The organism is Amycolatopsis thailandensis, from assembly GCF_002234405.1.
GTDB lineage: Bacteria > Actinomycetota > Actinomycetes > Mycobacteriales > Pseudonocardiaceae > Amycolatopsis > Amycolatopsis thailandensis.
Map to the genome: position 1 here is coordinate 87,908 of NZ_NMQT01000051.1, position 17,949 is coordinate 105,856.

Below are 17,949 nucleotides of genomic sequence, written 5' to 3' on the forward strand. Positions count from 1 at the left end.
AGTAGATCGGTAATGACGCAAGCCGGCGAGCAACTTTCCCTCGGAACGCGTGTGGCCTTCAGCTCGGCGGAGTCGTTGAGCGCTTCATCGCCGGCCGTGACTTACGGCGTCATCACTGGACATCCGATCTTCGATCGGTTCACGATGCAGGCATGTGTGCCGGTGCGAGGGCTCCTGTCGTCCCTGAGGGGGTCGCGGTGAGCCGCTCAGGCAACCTCTGGGTGGATCGAGACGTCTCTAAGACATTGTTCCGAGAAGCGAGGAGGACAAGCGATGAATGTCATGGCAAGTATTTCGAAAGCGCGTCGGCTCGTGATGGGGATCGCTGCAGGGGGTGCTGTGATGCTGGCTGTCTGCGGAACCGCCGAATCAGCGTCAGGTGCTGAAGTCCGGTCTTCCGATCCGGTCCCGTGCGGGCCAGTGGCGATGAAGAACGGGAGCACCCACACACTATTCGCCATACCGGGGGCAGGCGGTCTGGTCGGATGCGAGGAGGCGATCGGTGTGATCGCGGAGTACAACGCGGTTCCGGGGTTGATCACCACCGAACCTGTCGCACTGTCGGATCAGTGGCGATGTGCGGCGCGGAGCAATGGATCGAATCCCGGCGTGAATTGTGTACAGGGCCCGGAAGGCTCGGATCCGGCACATGGTCTCTATCTCGAAACCGAGCCTGGCGTGGCGCCGTAACGGTATCGCTCTGGTTCAGAGCGGGATTCACGTCGTGGACAGGCCCGCTCCGCACCGGGTCCGGGCTTCGGTGCCCGCTGGGCAGGCCATGGAACGAGCTTCGCCAGGACCGTCCCACGCGGGGAACGACCACAACTGTCATCCATCACTCGGCGGGACGCCGTTCACACGTGAGTCGCCAGCCAGATCGCCATCCACGTCAGGCATCCCAGCGCCCCGCCGACTCCGAAGGCGAGCAAAATCCTTCGCATGGCGGCGATCTGGCCGGGTCGCCCACCCATCTCGGTCATACCGGCACGGACGTTCGTCATGTCAGTCATGGATGGGTGTTCCCCGGACTACCGTGTTTTACACCTGCGTCGCTCACGCCTGAGCGGATCGTGTCTCCTGAACCGACGTCGGCTTCGGCGACGCACCCGGGTGTATGAGTGCGTGGCCGGTCGCATCAGTCGTCCTCTCGGGTCTCAAGGACTTCTGTGGCGCCACGTTTGCTGAATGCCGCCCACAGGTTGAACCCGATGATCAGCACGCCCGCGGCTACCCCAGAGCCAGATGAATCCGGTATTACAGCCGATCCCGCTGAATATCCCGAACAGCAGGAGTGCGATTCCGAACAGCGCGCCGAATATGGCGACCGGTTTCGACGGTTTCACGTTGAATGAGGCCACAGGGTTCCTCCCAGTATTATGCCCGCGGTAATGCGCGGCTTTGTGGTGGCAGCCTGACTTGACGCTGTCAGCCGGGCGTTGCCAGAGTTCGTGTGGCGGTGTCAGTCGCCGAAGTAGCCTGTGAACAGGATTTCGCTGATTTTGGTGGTGGTCTCCTGACCGGTTTCGTAACCGTTCTGGATGACCTTGGTGTTGTTCATCAGCGCGAGGGTGTACCGCTCGTGCGGCCCGACGAAACCGACGGAATTCACGATCCAGCCCCAGTGGTGCGGGTGCTGGTCGGTGAACCGCATGTCGGTCATCCCGTAGGACGGGAAGCGCTTGGCGAACTCGGCCTCCCCGCCGTACCGGGTCCACAGGGTGAGGGCGGCGGCGTCGTCGCTGGAGTTGAGCATCCGGTGGATCAGGTCCCGGTCCCCGGCGGTCAGCTTCACGGCCCCGGAATCGTTGCGCAGCAACAGGTCGACGACCATGGCCAGCTTGGGGGTGGAACAGGCCCAGATGAGGGTCCCGGCGCCCGCGCTCCGGTAGACGGCACCGGTCCACCGGTCGCGCAGGACGATCCCGGTGTCACCGGGCCTGCTGTCGGCCTAGGCCTGCGCGCGTGCGATGCGCGCCTGGAGTTCCCGGTCGAAGCCGGTGGACGCACTCGCGGGCATGGCAGGCGCTAAGGCCAGCACAGCGAGCAACGCCGCCAGGATACTGAAAAGTCTTTTCACTCTGATCCTCAAGTTCGCGGCGTCGACCTGAACACGCAGGCTCGCACGGCCGGCTTTGCCGACGCGGTGCGAGCACTGATCGGAACGCTAAGGCGAGATGTGGCCATTTGACGGCCACATCTTATCTCCCGGCCGAGTCCGATCGAGGTATCCGGTCTATCGCTGGAGGAGAGGGAATTGCTGTTTCAGACGCTGCCTACCGCTCACGATTCAGAAGGTGTACCGGATGCGGAGGAAGGATCGAGAAGTTCACTTTTGAGTCCTGCGCGATAGCGGACGTTGATACCGCCGCCTTGACTGCGTTTGGTCTCTTGGAGGGCAGGGCTCCACAACAGGAGGTCCTCGGCTCGTGGGTGCCAGCGCAAGTTGACCTCGGCAGCCAGCTGGTCCGAGTGTCGGGTGAGGTCGCGTCTCCGACTGCCTGGAGCAGATGTCGGTCTCGCACGTTGTCGCCGGGCATTGAGGGATTTCTTGACGCCGAGTACCAGGGCCTTACGTTTGATCCGCACCCAGCGGCGGGCATCGGCTTCGTCGCCGCGCAGATCGGGAATGCGCCTGCGCCTGTCTCCGCGTCCGGAAATCTGGCGAGCACCTCACGTCCGCGCGGAAGCCCCGCCGCGGCGGGCGCCGCAGGGATCGGGGTCGGTGACAGCAACGTGCTCGAAGTAGTCACCCTCCGAGTATCCCCAGCGCACTGACAGGCACCGTACGTCACACTCCGCGCGTGATCCAATCGGAGACAAGTGGACACTTTGGGTCATATTTTCGCTCCATAGCTGGCAAGCGAGTTACATATGCCACCCGAAAAGATCCTTATTGATCTTCATACGTCTCTCAGTGACGATCACTGTGGGAGGTGGGCATGATGAGGTCACGAAAGTCGGCCGTCCTGCGACGACCGGGTACTTACTTCTCCGTGGCGGTGGCTCTTGCGCTCGCCGGAGTGATCGAGTCGTCGAAGCACGGTTGAGGATCGCGATGGGCGCTGCTTCTCCGCGCCTACGCTGTTTCCAGCTATACGGGGCGGTCAGCGGTCTTCAGGTGACCCAATGGGTGGAGTCCTTCACATCGACCTGATGAAGGAGAGATCGTTCGGCACTCAAGCAGGTGATGCCGTCGAGCAAGTGGCGTGCCTGCTGCGTCGGCGGAACAGATCTAACAGAGCGCGCGGGTGTCGCGTCGGGCATGCTGGGTCGGTGGTCTCGTCTGCGCTCGCGGCCGTCTTCTTCGATGTCGACGGCACACTCGTCCCTGAGACGAGCTCGTCGGCTTTCCTGGCGGGATTTCTCGGCCATTACGACGAGTTGGTCACGGCTGAAGATGCCTATGCTGCGGGCACCATGGACAACCACCAGGTCTCGGTGCTGGACGCGTCGGGGTGGGCGGGAACTTCCGAGACGCAAATCCGTGACTGGCTCCACCGGCTTCCGCTGGTCACGGGTATCGCGGAGACTGTGGCCTGGTGCTGGCGGAACGGACTCGTACCTATGCTGTCTACCCTTGCCTGGGCGCCTGTCGGTGGCTACCTGGCCAGCCGCTTCGGTTTTCACGCCTTCTGCGGTCCGCGGCTTGAAACAGAGCGAGGCTTGTTCACCGGACGCGTGAGCCATCACTTCGACGAGCACGGCAAGCGGGATTTCGCCGTCAGTCAAGCCCGAGAGCTGAATCTGGAACCGAGTTCGTGTGCGGCTATCGGAGACAGCCGATCTGACCTGCCACTGTTCGGTGCTGTCGGACTCAGCGTGGCGTTCAACGCCTCGACCGCAGCACGCGCGTCCGCCGACACCGTGGTCGACAGTGACGACCTACGCGCGGTGATACCGAGCTTGAGCCGGCTGATCAGGTCGACTCGACGCTAGCCGCATCCACACTGTCGATGCCGTCGATCCGGATGTGAAGAAGCGGTCGCCTCGCTGCTGGCCGACCCGCAGAACAAGGTCGAACGAGCCGCAGCGGAATTCAAGACCGCCATCGAAGCTCGCTAGTCTTCTTTCCCGTAACGAGGCGCTCACAGATGACGATGTCTGGGTCCTGATCGAACACGACGGGAAACCCCCGCTCGTCCCCTGGCACCTGCCCTGGACGACCGGCGACACTAAAATCGCCTCCCGTCGATTCGTCGATTGAAGTGGTGTACTTTATCGCCCGCTTCCCTCGGGAGCGTAGAACGCGGTGGTGGCCTCTACCGCGGCCGCCACGTGGTCCGGGTCGCCGCCGGCGGCCAGGTGAGCTTCGCCCCATGCCGCCGCACTACGCCGAGCGATCTCGCGCCCCTCTGGCAAGGTCCGGAACTCATCGTGGTCGAGGCTCTCGCCGTCGGTCAGGAAGCGAGCCAGAGCGAGGAGATGCAGGTCCCAGCCCACACCGCCGGCACCAGGCCCGTAGGTCGGGAACATGGGCTCCCCGACGGCCGCGGCATGGACCAGCTCGAACTCGGTGTCCCCGGCAGGCCCCGGAGACAGCCGCACCTCGACCTCGCTCGTACCCGGCCACTCATCGGCCCCCGGCCCGAAAAGCCAGGACACCCGCAGCAGCCGCGGCGGGTCACACCGGAGGATCTCCCCGTGCTCACCACCGTCCAGCTCGAACGATCCACCTAGCCGAAGGTCCCCGGTAACCGGCTTCAGCCAACGGCCCAGCCGTTCGGGGTCGGTGATGACGTTCCACACGTCGTCGACCGGCGCGTCGTAGCGACGCCGCAGCTCCATCGTGTACGCGTCCCCGGCGGGCAGGGTCGCCGTGCTCATCGTCCGGCGTGCAGCGGCCAGTTCGTCCAGTATGTCCTTCAAGGCATCTTCCTTTCGCTGGCGGTTCGGCCTTGTCAACGCCTGAGGTGATCCCAGGCCCGCGAAGCCACTCCAATTACTCGTCGACCTCGCTCAGCGGCAAGGGACGACAGCGTTGGAATCGGCGGGCCCACTCAGCCCGGATCGAGGCAAACCCGTTCTCACGCGGAACGCGCAGATGTCGCTGGATAGCCGGCTGGGGCCGTGCGCGCTCGGCCCGAATCACGTCTGTAATCGCCCGCGAGGTCCGCTCGCCGCCGGCGAGTGGCTCGAGAACACGGCAGCGCTTTGGGTCGCAGGGGATGTCGAACGCGGGCACGACCGGATCGTAACGGGTCTGACTTATATAAGCTAGGCCTGGCACTTTGGCGTTGCCTGCGGTGCCAGCGTCCATAGTGCGATTCGCGAGGCAGTTCGAGGAAGCAATGGCCCCATTCGGGTCTGGAAACGGCACCCGCGTTCAACAGACTCGTGTCCGCCACGGGGCAGGGTGTGCGTCGCCGATGCAACTGTCTTTGCCAGAGCTGCTCTCGACGCCGCGCTCACCGCCGAAGCGCGGGCCGCCCGGCGCCGCCTGGTCGCGATCGCCTGCTGACGGCGCGTTTGCAGACCTGATCCGACTCGACCGCGCAGGGCCGGGTCGGTCGCCGAGTGCAGACCGTCAACGTCGACACTCCGGCATTCGGCGGTGTCGGTGTAGCCCACGGATACCCTTCCGTGTGGGTGTGAGCACGCGGAGGAGCCTGTAGTGCATGTGGAACGATCCGGTGAACGCGGCGGCATGCCGGTGGTCCTCGTGCACGGCGGCGGAGTCGCCGGCTGGATGTGGAATCCGCTCCGGAGGTTCCTGCCTCCCGCGTGGGAGGTGATCGTCCCGGATCTGCCCGGCCACGGCGGCAGTGCCGGCGAGCCGTTCATTGCCCAGGAGAGAACGACTCTCGACCTGCGGAGCTACCTCGAGGCGGAGGTCGGGAAGCCTTGCGCCGTGGTGGGATTCTCCTTCGGTGCCCAGATCGCCGTACAGCTCGCGTCCCGGGCGCCGGATCTCGTTTCGCACGTCGCCGTCATCAGTGCCCAGGCGAAGCCCTCGCGCTTCCCCAAGCTCACGCTCGGACTGCTGGCCGCCGCGGCGCCGCTCGCGCGGCGTCCCGGATTCGCGCGTTCCCAGGCGAAACAGCTGTTCGTCCCCGACGATCTGCTCGAAGACTACGTCCGGACATCGTCCCGGCTGACGACACGGACGCTGGTCAGGGTCGTCGAGGACAACATCCGCTTCACCGTCCCGTCCGGTTGGCCCGCCTTCGGGGGATCCGCGCTGGTGCTCGCGGGACAGAACGAACGCGGTTTCATGAAGGAATCCGCCCGGGCGTTGCACCAGGCCTTGCCGACGAGTGACCTGGCGATCGTCGATGACTGCGGGCACGGGATTCCCCTGCAACGGCCTGAATGGCTCGCGGACAGGCTGCGCGCTCAGTACGCCTGATCGAGGTCCAAACGGGTCAGTTTCCGCCGGAACCGCACGCCGGGTTTCGGGAAGGCGCGATACAGGTGGTGCTCGACGGTGCGCGGGCTGAGGAACAGTTGCGCGACGATTTCCCGGCTCGTGCCGCCGTTCGCGGCGAGGCGGACCACCGGCGGCCTCGAGTTCAATCGAGGCGCGCGCGACCCAGGGTTTCGCGTGCGACCGCGAGAAGATCGCCAACTCCGAACGCGGCGGTACGCGGGCGTCACTGCGGCGTTCGGTCCGACGCAGCCACTCGCCCTAGAGCAGTTCGGTGCGTACTCGCTCGAAGGGACGCTCGCCGGTCGCCGTGATCACCACCGTCGTGTAGCCGAGCCGGCCGCGCCGCACGGTCCATCTGGCCATCATGCCGAGGGCCCTGGCCATCCGCAGCATCGCCGGGTGTGGTCAGGCGACATGCACAACAGGCTCGGCATGTCCTGTGTGATCCAATGCGCGGTTACCATCCAGGAACGCGGTCAGCCTTCGTCCTCAGGAGGGCGTTCAGCTGTTCGCCGCCCGGTGATCGAGATATTCGACGCTGCATCCGTCCAGTCGCCGCCCGGCGTCTGAGGCGTGGGCCGAGCAGAGCGAGCCGGTCACATCGTCCCGATCGGTGGCTATCGCCACAGCCGGTTCCGTGCAGGGAGTGTGCAGCCGGTCGTATTCCCAGGAGTTGCCACAGCCCGTGGCGGTGCACCAAGCCCGGTCTCGGAACGAGTGCAGGGTGACGCCGTGGAGTGGGCAGATGCCCCAGGGGACGTCGCACAGGCGGGGATCGCGGGACACCCGGACGCGGGTCAGATACGCGGCGGTCCTCGCGATCTCGCCGGTGTAGTCGGCCAGATCGCCGGTTGCCTTGTTCATCGGCTGCGCCAGCCGTTGCAGGTGCCCGTCGTCCGCGGCCTCCAGCCGAGCGGCCATCTCCGCGGTCCGCTCGGCGAGAGCGTCGGCCTCGGCGGCCAGGATCCGTAGTTCTGCCGGGACGGGTTCGGGGGTCGGCGGCTCAGGCATCGCGGTCCTCGCAGGTGCGGTGGAAAGGAAATGTTGCGGGGGAGGGGGAAGAACGGGGCCCTGGCCCGCTGAAACGCGGACCGGGCAGTCGGTTCGGACGACGATCGGCTCAGAACCAGTGGGCGCGGCCGCCCACCTTGCGTCCCGTGCCGCCGAGAATCGCGAGGACCACGCCCACGACGGCGAGAATGGCGCCGATGGTGGTCAGCACGGGGATGCCGACGATCAGGCCGATCACGAGAATGATGACTCCGAGCACGATCATGGTGACTCACTTTCCTGGAGCGGCCGATACGAATCACGGCCACGACGGGGACTGGGCTGGTGGTGCCCGTATCGGCGTCCCGCCAAACGCCGCCGAACCGTATTTCTCCTTCGTGCCGGGAAACCGGGGCCGTGATCGTCAGATTCCACGGTTGAGGTCCGCGGCGCGCGGGTAGACGCCTATGAGTCGTCGTGAAGCGCCACCGGAGGAAACGTAGTGTTTGTTCGCAGGAAAGCGATCGTGCCCGTTGGTGATGTCGAGCGGGCGGAGGCCGTTCTGATCGCTCGAGGTGTCAACCGTGAGCGGGCTGGTCGTGAGCTGAGGGAGATGGCGCGTCGTCGGCACATCTCGCTGTCACGTTGCGCTGCTCTGGTGGCCTCCTCCGGCCGGGCACCGTGGTCGACGTGAATTCACCCCGGGACGAGTGGCCGCCGACCTCACGCCAGAACAACGCAAGGTTTGGCTCGGCGCGGACGGCGTTGCCGGACGGACGGTATGCGGCACAGCGGCGCCCGGCCGGATCCCCGCCCACGACATCATCTCCGCGGCCGGAAACGATAACCAGACAACGAATCTGGCGTGGCTGGGTCTGTCGGTCAATCCCGCGCGGGCCTGAGCATGGTACAGCTGCAAAGTCGGGGTCTGGGGCCGTGACGCCGAGCCAGCTCCACCGCTTCCGATCCATCGCCCGCCTCGGCGACCACCCGGAGATCGGGGGCTCCGCCCAGCATCATCTTCAGCCCGAAGCGGACGACCGGGTCATCGTCGGCGATCAGCACGTCGATCTGCGTCACAGGATCGGTCACCGGGGCCACGGTAACCACATCCGGACCCGCCAGCCCCCTGAATCGGCCGGGCCGTAGTCGAGGCCTCCCTCGCCGAGCCGCGCGCGCTCGGCGAGACCGCGAAGTCCGCTCCCCGAGCCGCTGGACGGAGAGGACGCTGCCGACGGCGAGGTGTTGACGATCTCGGCGGTCAGATGTTCGCCCGGACGTCCGGTGAGCCGGATCTCGACGGATGCGCCAGGAGCGTGTTTGCGCACGTTGGTCAGGGCTTCCTGCACGAGCCGGAAGAGCACGCGGCTCTGTGACGGCGGCGCGGATCGCGCGCCGGACGTCACTCCGGCCTCATCCCGCAGCTTGACCTCGGTGCCCGCTTCGACGGCTTCCTCGATCAGTTCCAGAACGTCCTCGGCGACCGGCGACGGCAGTTCACCCACCGGAGCCTGAAGCACCCCGATCACCTCGCGAAGTTCCTGCAGGGCACGGTGCGCGTTCTCCCTGATCACCTCGGACGCGCGCGCTGTGTCCTCGGCGGTGGCGCCCTGGGAGAAGGCCAGCGCGCCGGCGTGGACACTCAACAGCGACAGCCGGTGGCCCAGCACGTCGTGCATGTCTCGTGCGAGAGACGCACGAGCCTCGTGGTGGGAACGTTCGGCCCGTAGTCGTGTTTCCACGCGAGCCGCTTCCGCGCGCTCCCGGAGGGTGGCGACGAGTTCCCGGCGGTGGCGGACACTCAGCCCCCACGTCACCACCGCGACATGACCGAGAACGATGACGACGAACAACATGGCCTGCGAAGCGACCGATTCGGGACGTATCAGCTGATGGCCGGTCAGCGCAGCCAGGCTCGCCAGGCACAGGACCATCGTCGTCCGTGCCGAGCGGTGCACGGCCACGGTGAACAAAGCGACGATCGCAGGTGTCGAGACCGCCTCGGAGAGCACGCTCAGCAGGATCAGGGCCGCCGCAAGCACCACCGGGAACCGGCGTCGCCACCACAACGCCACACAACCGAGCGCACCGAGAATCCAATCCGTGTACAGGACCCAATCGGGCAATGTCGCGGGGACGGCTCCTCGGCGGGAAGCCGCCGCGAGCACGATCGCGGCCGTCACCACGAACAGAGAGCCGTCGACCACGCGATCCGGCACCCGCTCGCGGAGTGTCCGCCGCGCCACGTCCGTCCCGTCCATGCTGGAAGCGTAGGGGCCGCGGGCCGAGCCGGGGAGCGGCAGCGGGACGAACAGGTTTCGTCCCGCCGTGGTGACCGGCGGTACCTTGTGGCGGGTGGGGTCGTATCAGCTGTCGGGAAAGTCTTTTGCGACTGGTGAAGTGGGTTCTGGTCCGAGTTCGTCGGCCAGGGCTTTCAGCAGCCGGCGTTCGGCTGTCTTGAGTCGGCAGATCGATCGGTTGAGGATGACTACGGCCAGAAGCACGCTGGTCAGTGAGATAATGGCTGGATCCGCTCGCAGCACGAGTGCGAGGGTCATCAGGAGCGTGCTCACGAAAAGGAAGTGAATTCGGTGCGCGCGGTGGGTTCGAGGGAGTTCATCCTGTATGCCGAAGCGATGTGCGCGGCTTTCTGTCATGAGGCGCTCCTTGGCGCGGTGCGCTCCGGAAGGACCGAAACGACACGTGACGGCGTTGGTCTCCCTCAGTCGTCGGCGAACCCCGAAAGGGTTACGTGCATCGACTTTCCTTACTCGATAGTGCAGCTTGTGGCTCGAGTGGGACCCTTTTATTCTTGTTTGAGTGATGTCAGGCCACCCGGCATCACTGAATCGGGTGATGTGTCGAGGGGTGCTTTCGGCGCGCATGGTGCCGCTTTCCGGTGATGACTTCGTTGGTGAAGCGGAGTTTCTCCTGGGCTGCGGGGGAGAGGGCGAAAGGATAGAGGTCGTCCTTGCCCATACTGCGGTTGAGCTGATTGAGCGCGCGGGAGAGCGGGATCCATGTACTGACGAGAGAAACGAAATCGTCGTTGTGCTCGTCGGGGATCGCGTCCACGGACGTGGCGGGGTGCGGTGCGATCGAGGTTCCCGCGATCATCAGTCCCAGGTCCGCCGCGGTTTGGGTGGTGTCCCGGATATGCAGCAGGTGAGCGAAGGTCTCAGCCCAGTCCTCCCACGGATGCGCGGCGGCGTAGTGGCTGACATGGTCGTTCGCCCAGCCGGTATCCGTCGGTGTCGCGTAGTGCTTCTCCAGCGCCTGTTGGTAGTCCTGGCGTTCGTCTCCGAACAGTTGCCGGAACCGGTCGTGCGCGGGCTCTTGGTCGATGAGCCGGTTCCAGTACCAGTGGCCGATCTCGTGGCGGAAGTGGCCGAGAAGGGTGCGGTAGGGCTCGTCCAGCCTGGCGCGCAGGTCCTCACGGTAGCTGTCGTGACCCTCGGCGACGTCGATGGTGATGACACCGTCGGCGTGACCGATGGTCACCGGATGGTCACGGCTGGAGAGCAGGTCGAACGCCAGTCCTTTCTCTGGGTCCTGTGCGCGGGTGGTGACGGGAAGGCCGAGGTCGTCGAGTTGGAAGAGAAGCCGTCGTTTGGCATTCTCGGCCGCCGCGAAGCCAGTGAGGGCTTCGGTGTCGTCATCGTCGGGACGGGTCCGCGTCAGCGCGCAGCAACCGCACAGCGCGCCGTCGGAGGAGGTCCAGTTGCATCCGGCGAGGAGGGCGTTCGAGCAGCGCCCCGATGGTTCGACCCGGACCATGGAACCCGCGTCGCGGTTGTACCCGACGCCGGTCCCGCATACGACGCAGCGTGAGTTCTCGAAGAACAGCAGATTCGCGCACTCCGGGCAGGTGAACGCGCGCACAGGCGGACTCCTCGACGTCATGGACCGGTCGCGACCGGGTTCCCCGGCGAGGCGGCCCATAACCGTGCCCCGCGTGTGACCGAAGAGCGGTGATCATGCGCTGATCGGTACCGGCTCTTAGGCTGACCGTGAGTCCTTCCGGTGAACGAGGTGTTGGATGTCCGGTGTTCCGCCGCATGTTCTGGTGGTTTTCGGTGCCACCGGCGACCTGGCCAAGCGCATGCTTTTTCCCGGCGTCGTCCAGCTCTGGGAGGAAGGTCTGTTTCCGGAACACTTCCGGGTCATCGGTTCGGGACGGCACTCGCCGGGCGGCGACGACGAGTTCAGGGAGCGGCTGGGCGAGGAGGTCAGGGAATTCAGCGGGGTCGGGGAGGAGCGGTGGAGCGCGTTCGCCCGATCGATCTCCTTCCAGGTCGCGGACAGCGACGACGGGGGCGACCTCGCGTCCGCTGTTCGCGCCGCGCGAGAGGACCTCGGTGACACCGCCGAGGTCTTGCTCTACCTGTCCGTGCCCCCGGAGGCGATGGGGCCGATGATCGGCATGCTCGGCGATACGGGACTGGCCGAGGGCGCACGGCTGATCCTGGAGAAACCGCTCGGACATGATGTGGCTTCGGCACGTGAACTCGACGCTGCGGTGCGCCGGGTTTTCCCCGAAGAGAACGTGTTCCGGATCGACCATTTTCTCGGCATGGAAGCGGTGCGGAATCTGGTAGCGCTGCGCTTCGGCGGTGGACCGATGGGTGCTTGCTGGCACCGGCGGGACGTCGCTTCCGTGCAGATCGATGTCCCGGAGGAGATCGGCATCGAAGGCCGCGGGGCGTTCATGGAGGCGACAGGCACCTTCCGCGACATGGTGCCGACCCACCTGTGCCAGGTTCTCGGGCTGCTCACGATGGAACCTCCCGATGGGTTCGACGTCGAGTCGCTTCGGGCGGCCAAGCTCTCCGTGTTCGAGGCGCTGCGGCCGTTCGCCCCGGAGAGAACGGTCTTCGGGCAGTACGACGGTTATCGGGACGAGGACGGCGTCGACGACGGTTCCGAATCCGAGACGTTCGTCGCCTTGGAGGCGTTCATCGACAATGACCGCTGGCGGGACGTGCCGTTCCAGCTGCGCACGGGTAAGGCAATGGCCGAGTCACGGATGGCGATCACCGTGGTCTTCCGGGCCCCGGCCGAGGGTCCCTTCCGTGAGGTCGGTGATCCGGCTCGGCTCCGGGTGGAGCTGAGCGACGACCTCGCCGTCAGCCTGGATACACCAGCCAAGCGGCCGGGGCCGGGGCCGGTAACCGAGGTCGTAAATGCGGAACTTCGGAGCACCGGCCCGGTGGAGGGGAAGCCACTCAAGCCGTATGCGAGGTTGCTCCATGACGCCTTGCGGGGCGACCGGACGTGGTTCACCGGCGCGGACGAGGTCGAGCGGCTGTGGGCGGTCTGCGCCCCAGTGCTGGAGCACCCGCCGTCGACACAACGCTATCCACGGGGCTCGTGGGGGCCGGAGGAGGCGAACCGGTTGCCGGGACCGGACGGCTGGCGGGTGTCCGGCGAGTGAGCGAGCGTTATCTGCCGATCGCGGAACACGGCCTGATCGGCGATCTGCGCACCGCCGCCGTGATCGGCACCGATGGCCGCGTGAGCTGGTTCTGCGCACCGAGATTCGATTCACCCAGCGTGTTCGGCGCGCTGCTCGACGCCGACGACGGCGGAGCGTGGAGCCTGGAGCCGGTCTGTGAGGTGACCAACCGGCATCAGTTCTACTTCCCGGACTCCAACATCCTGGTGACCCGCTTCCTGACCGTGGACGGCATCGTCGAGGTCCAGGACTTGATGCCGATCCTGCGCCCCCGGGACTCTGGACACCGGCAGCGTCTGGTTCGGCGGGTGGTCAACATCCGGGGGAAGGTCCGGCTGCGGACCGGGATCGCTCCGCGGTTCGACTACGGCCGCGCGGATCACCGCCTCGACGTCACCTCCACCGGGGCGGTGTTCACCGGACCGACGCTTCGGTTGGACCTGCGGACGTCCGAAAGACTGGCGGAAACCGACGACGGCTTCGGTGGCGAGTTCGACCTGGACGAAGGCGAGACGGCCCTGTTCGTGCTGGAGGTGCTCGCCCACGACGAGTCCACCGGCGAGCACGACAGCGACCTTCCTGATGAGGTCGAGAGATTGTTCCGGGCGACCGTGGGGTTTTGGCGGGACTGGCTCGGCCAGTCGACCTACACCGGGCGCTGGCGGGAAATGGTGCACCGGTCGGCGCTGCTGCTGAAACTCCTCACCCATGAGCCGTCCGGCGCCATCATCGCGGCGCCGACCTGCGCGCTCCCCGAGAAGCTCGGTGGCGAGCGTAATTGGGACTACCGGCACGTGTGGATCCGCGATGCCGCCTTCTCACTCTACGCTCTGCTGCGGCTGGGGTTCATGAGTGAGGCCGAGGACTTCTTCAGCTGGCTCACCTGCCGTTTCAGCGACCCCGGGGACGGCGAGTTCGGACCGCTTCGTGTCATGTACACCATCGACGGCGAACCGGCACAGGACGAAGAAGTCCTGGAGCATTGGGAAGGCTACCGGGGGTCCGCGCCCGTCCGGATCGGGAACGCCGCGGCGGAGCAGCTTCAACTGGACATCTACGGTGAACTGATCGACTCGATCTATCTGTTCAACAAGTACGGGAACGGTATCTCCCACCAGGACTGGAGCAATCTCCGGCAGGTGCTGGAATGGCTGCTCGAGAATTGGGACAAGCCGGACGAGGGCATCTGGGAGACCCGCGCGGGCCGGCAGGAGCACACCTTCTCCCGGCTCATGTGCTGGGTCGCGATCGAACGGATGGTCCGGATGGCCCGGCAGCGCGGGCTTCCCGCCGATCTCGGCCGCTGGACCACCGTACGTGACGAGATCTACGAACAGATCATGTCCCGTGGCTGGCACGAGGAAAAGGACAGCTTCACCCAGCGCTACGGCACGTTCGTGCCGGACGCCTCGCTGTTGCTGATGCCGCTGGTCAAGTTCTGCGCGCCCACGGATCCGCGCTTCCTGTCCACACTCCGGGTGGTGGAACGGACGCTGGTCGTCGACAGCCTGGTCTTCAGATACGACCCGGACCAGTCGCCTGACGGACTCGACGGCGACGAGGGCACCTTCTCCATCTGCTCGTTTTGGTACGTCGAAGCCCTGGCTCGGTGCGGGCGGGGCGCCGAGGCCCGGTTGGCGCTCGAGAAGATGTTCACCTACGCCAACCACGTCGGCCTTTACGCCGAGCAGATCGGGCTGACCGGAGATCAGCTCGGGAACTTCCCTCAAGCGTTCACCCACCTATCCCTGATCAGCGCCGCGATCAATCTCGATCGCGCGATAGGCGACTGACGACGCGGAGAGCCACCGGCCGGTCTCGACCGAAGGTCAGGGATTGGGGTTGGATGCCGCCCCCGCGGGGTACCCGCCGATTTCGGAATTGTCTTCGCCGGAAGGAGCGGGAATGCAGGGTGATGTCGAAACCTATTGCGAGAACGGGCAATGGAAGAACAAGGTAGAGGGAGGGGAACGGGCGACTTCCACTCACGGCACCAAGGAGGAGGCGGTCGAAGCCGGCCGGGAGATGGCCAAGGAACGCAAGGTCGAGCACGTCATCCGTAATCAGGACGGGACGATCGCCGAAAAGCACAGCTACGGCCACGATCCTCGCGACATTCCCGGCTGAGAAAACACCGGGCCTCGCGCCGGTTCGGTGACAGGTAAGTGGGGTGGCCCCGGTCCGAGGAGACATCGATCGGGGCCATCGACAGCCGTACCGTCAGGTGCCTGCCGTTGACAATGGCCTAGAGGGTCACTGTGTCGTTGTGTCCGGGATTCGGTTCTTTTCCGGTCAGGCGGGCTTTCGCCATCTCGAACAGTGCGCGTGGCTTGCCGCCGGGAGAACTCCAATACTCCGCGGAGTCGGCGTTCACTTTCAGCAGGACCACGTTCGGGTCGTCGGATCCGTCGGGGAACCATGCCTCGACGAGCTCGTTCCACAGTTCTTTCTTTCGCTCATCGTCGTCGACGACGAGGCCGGTGCCGCTGAGTGAGAGCCAGGAGCCGGATCCGCTGTAGGCGATGTTGACCTGGTTGTCGTGCGCGATATTTCGTACCAGGTCGGCGTCTTTCGAGACGAAGAACCAGGCTGTGCCGTCGAAGTCCACTTGCTGGGTCGTCATGGGGTGGCTGGTGAGCTTGCCGTCGGGGTTTCCGCTGGTGATCATCGCGATGCGGACGTCGCGGGCGATGTCGGTGACGATCCGCAGGTCGTCTTCGTTCATCCTTGCTCCTGTTCACTCGGCGGATCGCGTGACGCGGTCACGATTGCCCGGGTGTACCCCGCGGATCGTCCCCGCAATCTTCGATGAGTTCGCTCGCCGAGTGCGGAGAGTGCCCTCCGCCGGCCAAGGCCGAATTCGGTGCGGTGCGCAGTCACATCCGGAACGCCGAGGACGGCGCGTTCATCCTCACCGCTGTCACGGGCAGGGGCAGCGACGCCAGCTTGCGAAGGAAGGGCAACCCGACGGTGACCGCGCCGAACTCGGTCGCCGAGAACCCGAGACTGGACTGGTGAACTTCCACATGTCTTCCGCCGACCTCGAAAACCTCTTGTCCGCGGAATCTCTTGCCGGGCTGAACCCTCAGCAGCGAAAGGCGCGGCTCGGCGAAGCCCTGCTGCCTCTCGTCCAGAGACGCCAGCCCATTCTGGCCGTGCATGTCACGAAAGCACTGCTGGAACTGGAAGACGGCGAGTTGCTCGCGCTGCTCGAAAACGATGCGCGTCTCGAACAAAAATCGAGGACCTGACAGCCGAACTCGCTCGTCAGGACGAAACGAAGCGACGCGGTAGCCCGAATCTTGGGGAGTAAGTGTGTTCGAAGGTTCCCCGCAGGGGACCGTCGATGTCCATTCCGGGACGCACACCACCTGGCACCGCGTCGCGATCGGCACACGGCCATGTCGTCGTTTGCGTGACTCCGGCGGACGTCCACGCGGCCGGCCGCGTGGACGGTGTCCGACACCGCCGGTCGCCGCGATCGAGGACGCCATCCCCGGCGACCCACTCGCCATCTGACGGCCCTGGGGCTCCGGGGGACTGCGTGGGTGAGGGGCGCACTCGGACCGGTGAAACGAAACGGCAGGCCCGCGATCGACGAGGTCGAGCGGAAACAACACGATCGGGTGAAAATCCGGTGGCCGCACGAGGATTGGTCGACCGTCTCGGTGGTATCCCGCCCGTGTCGACAGGGACTTTAGCGTGGAGTGTGAGCTTGATGAGAAGACTGGGAATGCGGGTCGCGGTGTGCAGCTATCCGGGTTCGTGTGCGAACCCGGGTGATCTCGCGGCGCTGCGGTCGTGGGCGCGGACCGTGTTGACCGCGCGGTCGTCCGCGAAGGAACCCGCGGTGGATGAGGTGGTGCTGGTGCTGGACGAGCTGGCCACCGATGCCCTCGTCAGCGGTGGGGTGTGCCGGGCGGCCAGCCTGTCGTTCACGGCTGATGGGGTTCGTGCGGAGGTGACCGCCAACCGGCGGTCGGTGGCTGTGCCGGCGACGCGGCGGTGGTCGTTGATCCCGGTGCTGGCGTCGCGTTGGGGCCGTCGTCCTGGGGCGGCGGGGGTGCGGATGTGGGCGACGATCGCGCGGACAACGGTTGCGGCACCCGCCTGAGCTTGTCGCGCGCTCGCGGGGAATTCACGGGTGTTCGGCTGAGCTGTCCCCGGACAGGGTTGCCAGCGGTGGGTGGACCGGCAGGCCGAGTGCGGCGCGGGCGTGTGCGACGGCTGTGACGATGTCGAGTCCGTCGTCGAGGCCGAGCACGTGCAGGGGAAGCAGGACCGCGTGGGCTTCGGTGGCCAGGATCAGCCGTCGCTGGTGGTGGGGGCGGCCGAGGTGGGCGGCGTGGATCAGGCTGGTCGCGGCGGCGCTGCAGAAGGTGGTGTGGACGAGGTCGAGGATCAGCGGCAGCTCCGGGTCGGCCGCGGTGAGGACGGTGGCGAACGCCGGGGTGTAGGCAGCGTCGAGTTCACCGGAGACGGAAATCAGCGTGGCGTCGGTTTCGGCGCGGCTGAGGATCATGCAGGACATGGAGCCGTGCACCCCCTAACGGGGTTGGGGTCGCCCGCTCCGTGGTGTTCTTTTCCGGTGAGGGCGGGGTGTGCCGAGCCTGACAGGGGTCAGGCCGGGGGTGTGACATCCGAAATGGCGTGGGTGTCCGGATCGAGCGTGTCGGCGGGCAGCCCGAGCTGCCGTACCGCGGTCGCCACATCGGGAGTGAGACCGAGGTAGTCCTCCAGCCGCAGCAGCATCAACGGCCGCAGCACCATCCGCTGACTCGTGGCCACAATGAGTGCCTGGCCCCGAAGGGTGGGCCGCTGCGCGGCGCGGGCCAGGTGTCCGAGGATGCACGAGCCGCAGAAGCCGACTTCGGTCATGTCGACCACCACCGGCGTCCCGGTGGCCTCCGCCTCGGCGAGCGCCTGGCCGAATCCGGCCTCGGCGGCCAGGTCCAGTTCACCGGTCGCCCGCAGTACCGTGATTCGCGGGTGGAGGGTGAGGTCGATGGTGAAGCCAGGCAGGGAATCCCTGCTGGACATGACGGGAAGAGACATGAGGTCGCTCTACTCTCGGTGGAGGCGACTCCCCTGTGGAACGGAAGCCTGCGGTCGACCCGCCAGCGGTGCCGGCGGATCG

General features: G+C 66.0%; 24 protein-coding genes. 10 read left to right on the plus strand and 14 right to left on the minus strand.

Annotated elements, in window-relative coordinates; genetic code table 11:
- Nucleotides 1-854: 854 nt before the first annotated feature.
- Nucleotides 855-1,010 carry a hypothetical protein gene (locus CFP71_RS44170; protein WP_167406126.1) on the minus strand — a complete coding sequence of 52 codons (156 nt, stop codon included), beginning with the start codon at nt 1,008-1,010 and terminating at the stop codon, nt 855-857.
- Nucleotides 1,011-1,208: 198 nt separating this feature from the next.
- Here CFP71_RS44170 and CFP71_RS44175 point away from each other — a divergent pair, with 198 nt between their 5' ends.
- The gene (locus tag CFP71_RS44175; protein ID WP_167406130.1) at nt 1,209-1,352 is read left to right on the plus strand and encodes a hypothetical protein; all 144 of its coding nucleotides are present in this window, start codon (nt 1,209-1,211) and stop codon (nt 1,350-1,352) included.
- A 107-nt stretch (nt 1,353-1,459) separates the two neighbouring features.
- On the opposite strand, the gene CFP71_RS44945 is transcribed toward CFP71_RS44175, so the two are convergent.
- Nucleotides 1,460-1,831 (minus strand): serine hydrolase, encoded by a 372-nt coding sequence (locus CFP71_RS44945; protein ID WP_244199689.1) that lies wholly within the window; start codon nt 1,829-1,831, stop codon nt 1,460-1,462.
- A 1,442-nt stretch (nt 1,832-3,273) separates the two neighbouring features.
- Here CFP71_RS44945 and CFP71_RS15015 point away from each other — a divergent pair.
- Nucleotides 3,274-3,936, plus strand: coding sequence for an HAD family hydrolase (locus CFP71_RS15015; protein WP_208635958.1), 663 nt, complete (start codon nt 3,274-3,276; stop codon nt 3,934-3,936).
- Nucleotides 3,937-4,215: 279 nt separating this feature from the next.
- On the opposite strand, the gene CFP71_RS15020 is transcribed toward CFP71_RS15015, so the two are convergent.
- Nucleotides 4,216-4,866, minus strand: a complete 651-nt coding sequence (locus CFP71_RS15020) for an SRPBCC family protein (protein ID WP_244199690.1) — start codon at nt 4,864-4,866, stop codon at nt 4,216-4,218.
- A gap of 745 nt (nt 4,867-5,611) precedes the next feature.
- On the opposite strand from CFP71_RS15020, the gene CFP71_RS15025 reads away from it, so the two are divergent.
- Nucleotides 5,612-6,346, plus strand: a complete 735-nt coding sequence (locus CFP71_RS15025; RefSeq protein ID WP_208635959.1) for an alpha/beta fold hydrolase — start codon at nt 5,612-5,614, stop codon at nt 6,344-6,346.
- Here the strand turns inward: CFP71_RS15025 and CFP71_RS44950 are convergent.
- From CFP71_RS44950 to CFP71_RS43525, 4 genes are all read right to left on the minus strand, one after another.
- Nucleotides 6,334-6,495, minus strand: a complete 162-nt coding sequence (locus CFP71_RS44950) for a helix-turn-helix domain-containing protein (RefSeq protein ID WP_244199691.1) — start codon at nt 6,493-6,495, stop codon at nt 6,334-6,336. The two genes, CFP71_RS15025 and CFP71_RS44950, sit on opposite strands and share 13 nt — an antisense overlap.
- Before the next feature lie 130 nt (nt 6,496-6,625).
- A complete protein-coding gene (locus CFP71_RS45330; RefSeq protein WP_279629223.1) occupies nt 6,626-6,751 on the minus strand; it encodes a hypothetical protein in 126 nt (41 codons plus the stop codon).
- 117 nt (nt 6,752-6,868) lie between these two features.
- Nucleotides 6,869-7,378, minus strand: a complete 510-nt coding sequence (locus CFP71_RS15035) for a hypothetical protein (protein WP_093934464.1) — start codon at nt 7,376-7,378, stop codon at nt 6,869-6,871.
- Between the two features lie 109 nt (nt 7,379-7,487).
- Nucleotides 7,488-7,643, minus strand: a complete 156-nt coding sequence (locus CFP71_RS43525) for a hypothetical protein (RefSeq protein ID WP_143267097.1) — start codon at nt 7,641-7,643, stop codon at nt 7,488-7,490.
- Nucleotides 7,644-8,067: 424 nt separating this feature from the next.
- Between CFP71_RS43525 and CFP71_RS43530 the strand changes: the two genes are divergently transcribed.
- The gene (locus CFP71_RS43530; protein ID WP_143267098.1) at nt 8,068-8,259 is read left to right on the plus strand and encodes a hypothetical protein; all 192 of its coding nucleotides are present in this window, start codon (nt 8,068-8,070) and stop codon (nt 8,257-8,259) included.
- Here the strand turns inward: CFP71_RS43530 and CFP71_RS15040 are convergent.
- The 4 genes from CFP71_RS15040 to CFP71_RS15050 all read right to left on the minus strand — a co-directional run bounded on the left by CFP71_RS15040 (nt 8,240) and on the right by CFP71_RS15050 (nt 11,239).
- Nucleotides 8,240-8,449, minus strand: coding sequence for a response regulator (locus CFP71_RS15040; protein ID WP_208635960.1), 210 nt, complete (start codon nt 8,447-8,449; stop codon nt 8,240-8,242). The two genes, CFP71_RS43530 and CFP71_RS15040, sit on opposite strands and share 20 nt — an antisense overlap.
- Nucleotides 8,446-9,618 (minus strand): sensor histidine kinase, encoded by a 1,173-nt coding sequence (locus tag CFP71_RS15045; protein ID WP_093934465.1) that lies wholly within the window; start codon nt 9,616-9,618, stop codon nt 8,446-8,448. The genes CFP71_RS15040 and CFP71_RS15045 overlap by 4 nt, the downstream gene beginning before the upstream one ends.
- 105 nt (nt 9,619-9,723) lie before the next feature.
- Nucleotides 9,724-10,014, minus strand: a complete 291-nt coding sequence (locus CFP71_RS43535; protein ID WP_143267099.1) for a hypothetical protein — start codon at nt 10,012-10,014, stop codon at nt 9,724-9,726.
- Between the two features lie 184 nt (nt 10,015-10,198).
- Nucleotides 10,199-11,239 (minus strand): zinc-binding metallopeptidase family protein, encoded by a 1,041-nt coding sequence (locus CFP71_RS15050; RefSeq protein WP_093934466.1) that lies wholly within the window; start codon nt 11,237-11,239, stop codon nt 10,199-10,201.
- A 157-nt stretch (nt 11,240-11,396) separates the two neighbouring features.
- Between CFP71_RS15050 and CFP71_RS15055 the strand changes: the two genes are divergently transcribed.
- The 3 genes from CFP71_RS15055 (at nt 11,397) to CFP71_RS15065 (ending at nt 14,939) form a co-directional block, all read left to right on the plus strand.
- Nucleotides 11,397-12,791 (plus strand): glucose-6-phosphate dehydrogenase, encoded by a 1,395-nt coding sequence (locus tag CFP71_RS15055; protein WP_093934467.1) that lies wholly within the window; start codon nt 11,397-11,399, stop codon nt 12,789-12,791.
- Nucleotides 12,788-14,605, plus strand: a complete 1,818-nt coding sequence (locus tag CFP71_RS15060) for a glycoside hydrolase family 15 protein (protein WP_208635961.1) — start codon at nt 12,788-12,790, stop codon at nt 14,603-14,605. The genes CFP71_RS15055 and CFP71_RS15060 overlap by 4 nt, the downstream gene beginning before the upstream one ends.
- 112 nt (nt 14,606-14,717) lie before the next feature.
- Entirely contained in the window at nt 14,718-14,939 is a 222-nt protein-coding gene (locus CFP71_RS15065; protein WP_093934469.1) for a DUF2188 domain-containing protein, read from the plus strand.
- Between the two features lie 118 nt (nt 14,940-15,057).
- On the opposite strand, the gene CFP71_RS15070 is transcribed toward CFP71_RS15065, so the two are convergent.
- Nucleotides 15,058-15,537, minus strand: a complete 480-nt coding sequence (locus CFP71_RS15070; RefSeq protein ID WP_093934470.1) for a pyridoxamine 5'-phosphate oxidase family protein — start codon at nt 15,535-15,537, stop codon at nt 15,058-15,060.
- Nucleotides 15,538-15,620: 83 nt separating this feature from the next.
- Here CFP71_RS15070 and CFP71_RS15075 point away from each other — a divergent pair, with 83 nt between their 5' ends.
- The 3 genes from CFP71_RS15075 (at nt 15,621) to CFP71_RS15085 (ending at nt 16,926) form a co-directional block, all read left to right on the plus strand.
- Complete coding sequence (locus CFP71_RS15075) at nt 15,621-15,830, plus strand: hypothetical protein (protein WP_208635962.1); 210 nt, start codon at nt 15,621-15,623, stop codon at nt 15,828-15,830.
- Entirely contained in the window at nt 15,827-16,063 is a 237-nt protein-coding gene (locus CFP71_RS15080; protein WP_093934471.1) for a hypothetical protein, read from the plus strand. Before CFP71_RS15075 ends, CFP71_RS15080 begins: the two co-directional genes overlap by 4 nt.
- A gap of 467 nt (nt 16,064-16,530) precedes the next feature.
- Nucleotides 16,531-16,926 (plus strand): hypothetical protein, encoded by a 396-nt coding sequence (locus CFP71_RS15085; protein ID WP_143267100.1) that lies wholly within the window; start codon nt 16,531-16,533, stop codon nt 16,924-16,926.
- A 24-nt stretch (nt 16,927-16,950) separates the two neighbouring features.
- Here the strand turns inward: CFP71_RS15085 and CFP71_RS15090 are convergent, their stop codons facing one another.
- Both CFP71_RS15090 and CFP71_RS15095 read right to left on the minus strand, forming a co-directional pair.
- Complete coding sequence (locus CFP71_RS15090) at nt 16,951-17,343, minus strand: STAS domain-containing protein (protein WP_093934473.1); 393 nt, start codon at nt 17,341-17,343, stop codon at nt 16,951-16,953.
- Nucleotides 17,344-17,432: 89 nt separating this feature from the next.
- Entirely contained in the window at nt 17,433-17,867 is a 435-nt protein-coding gene (locus CFP71_RS15095) for an STAS domain-containing protein (protein ID WP_093934474.1), read from the minus strand.
- Nucleotides 17,868-17,949: the final 82 nt, after the last annotated feature.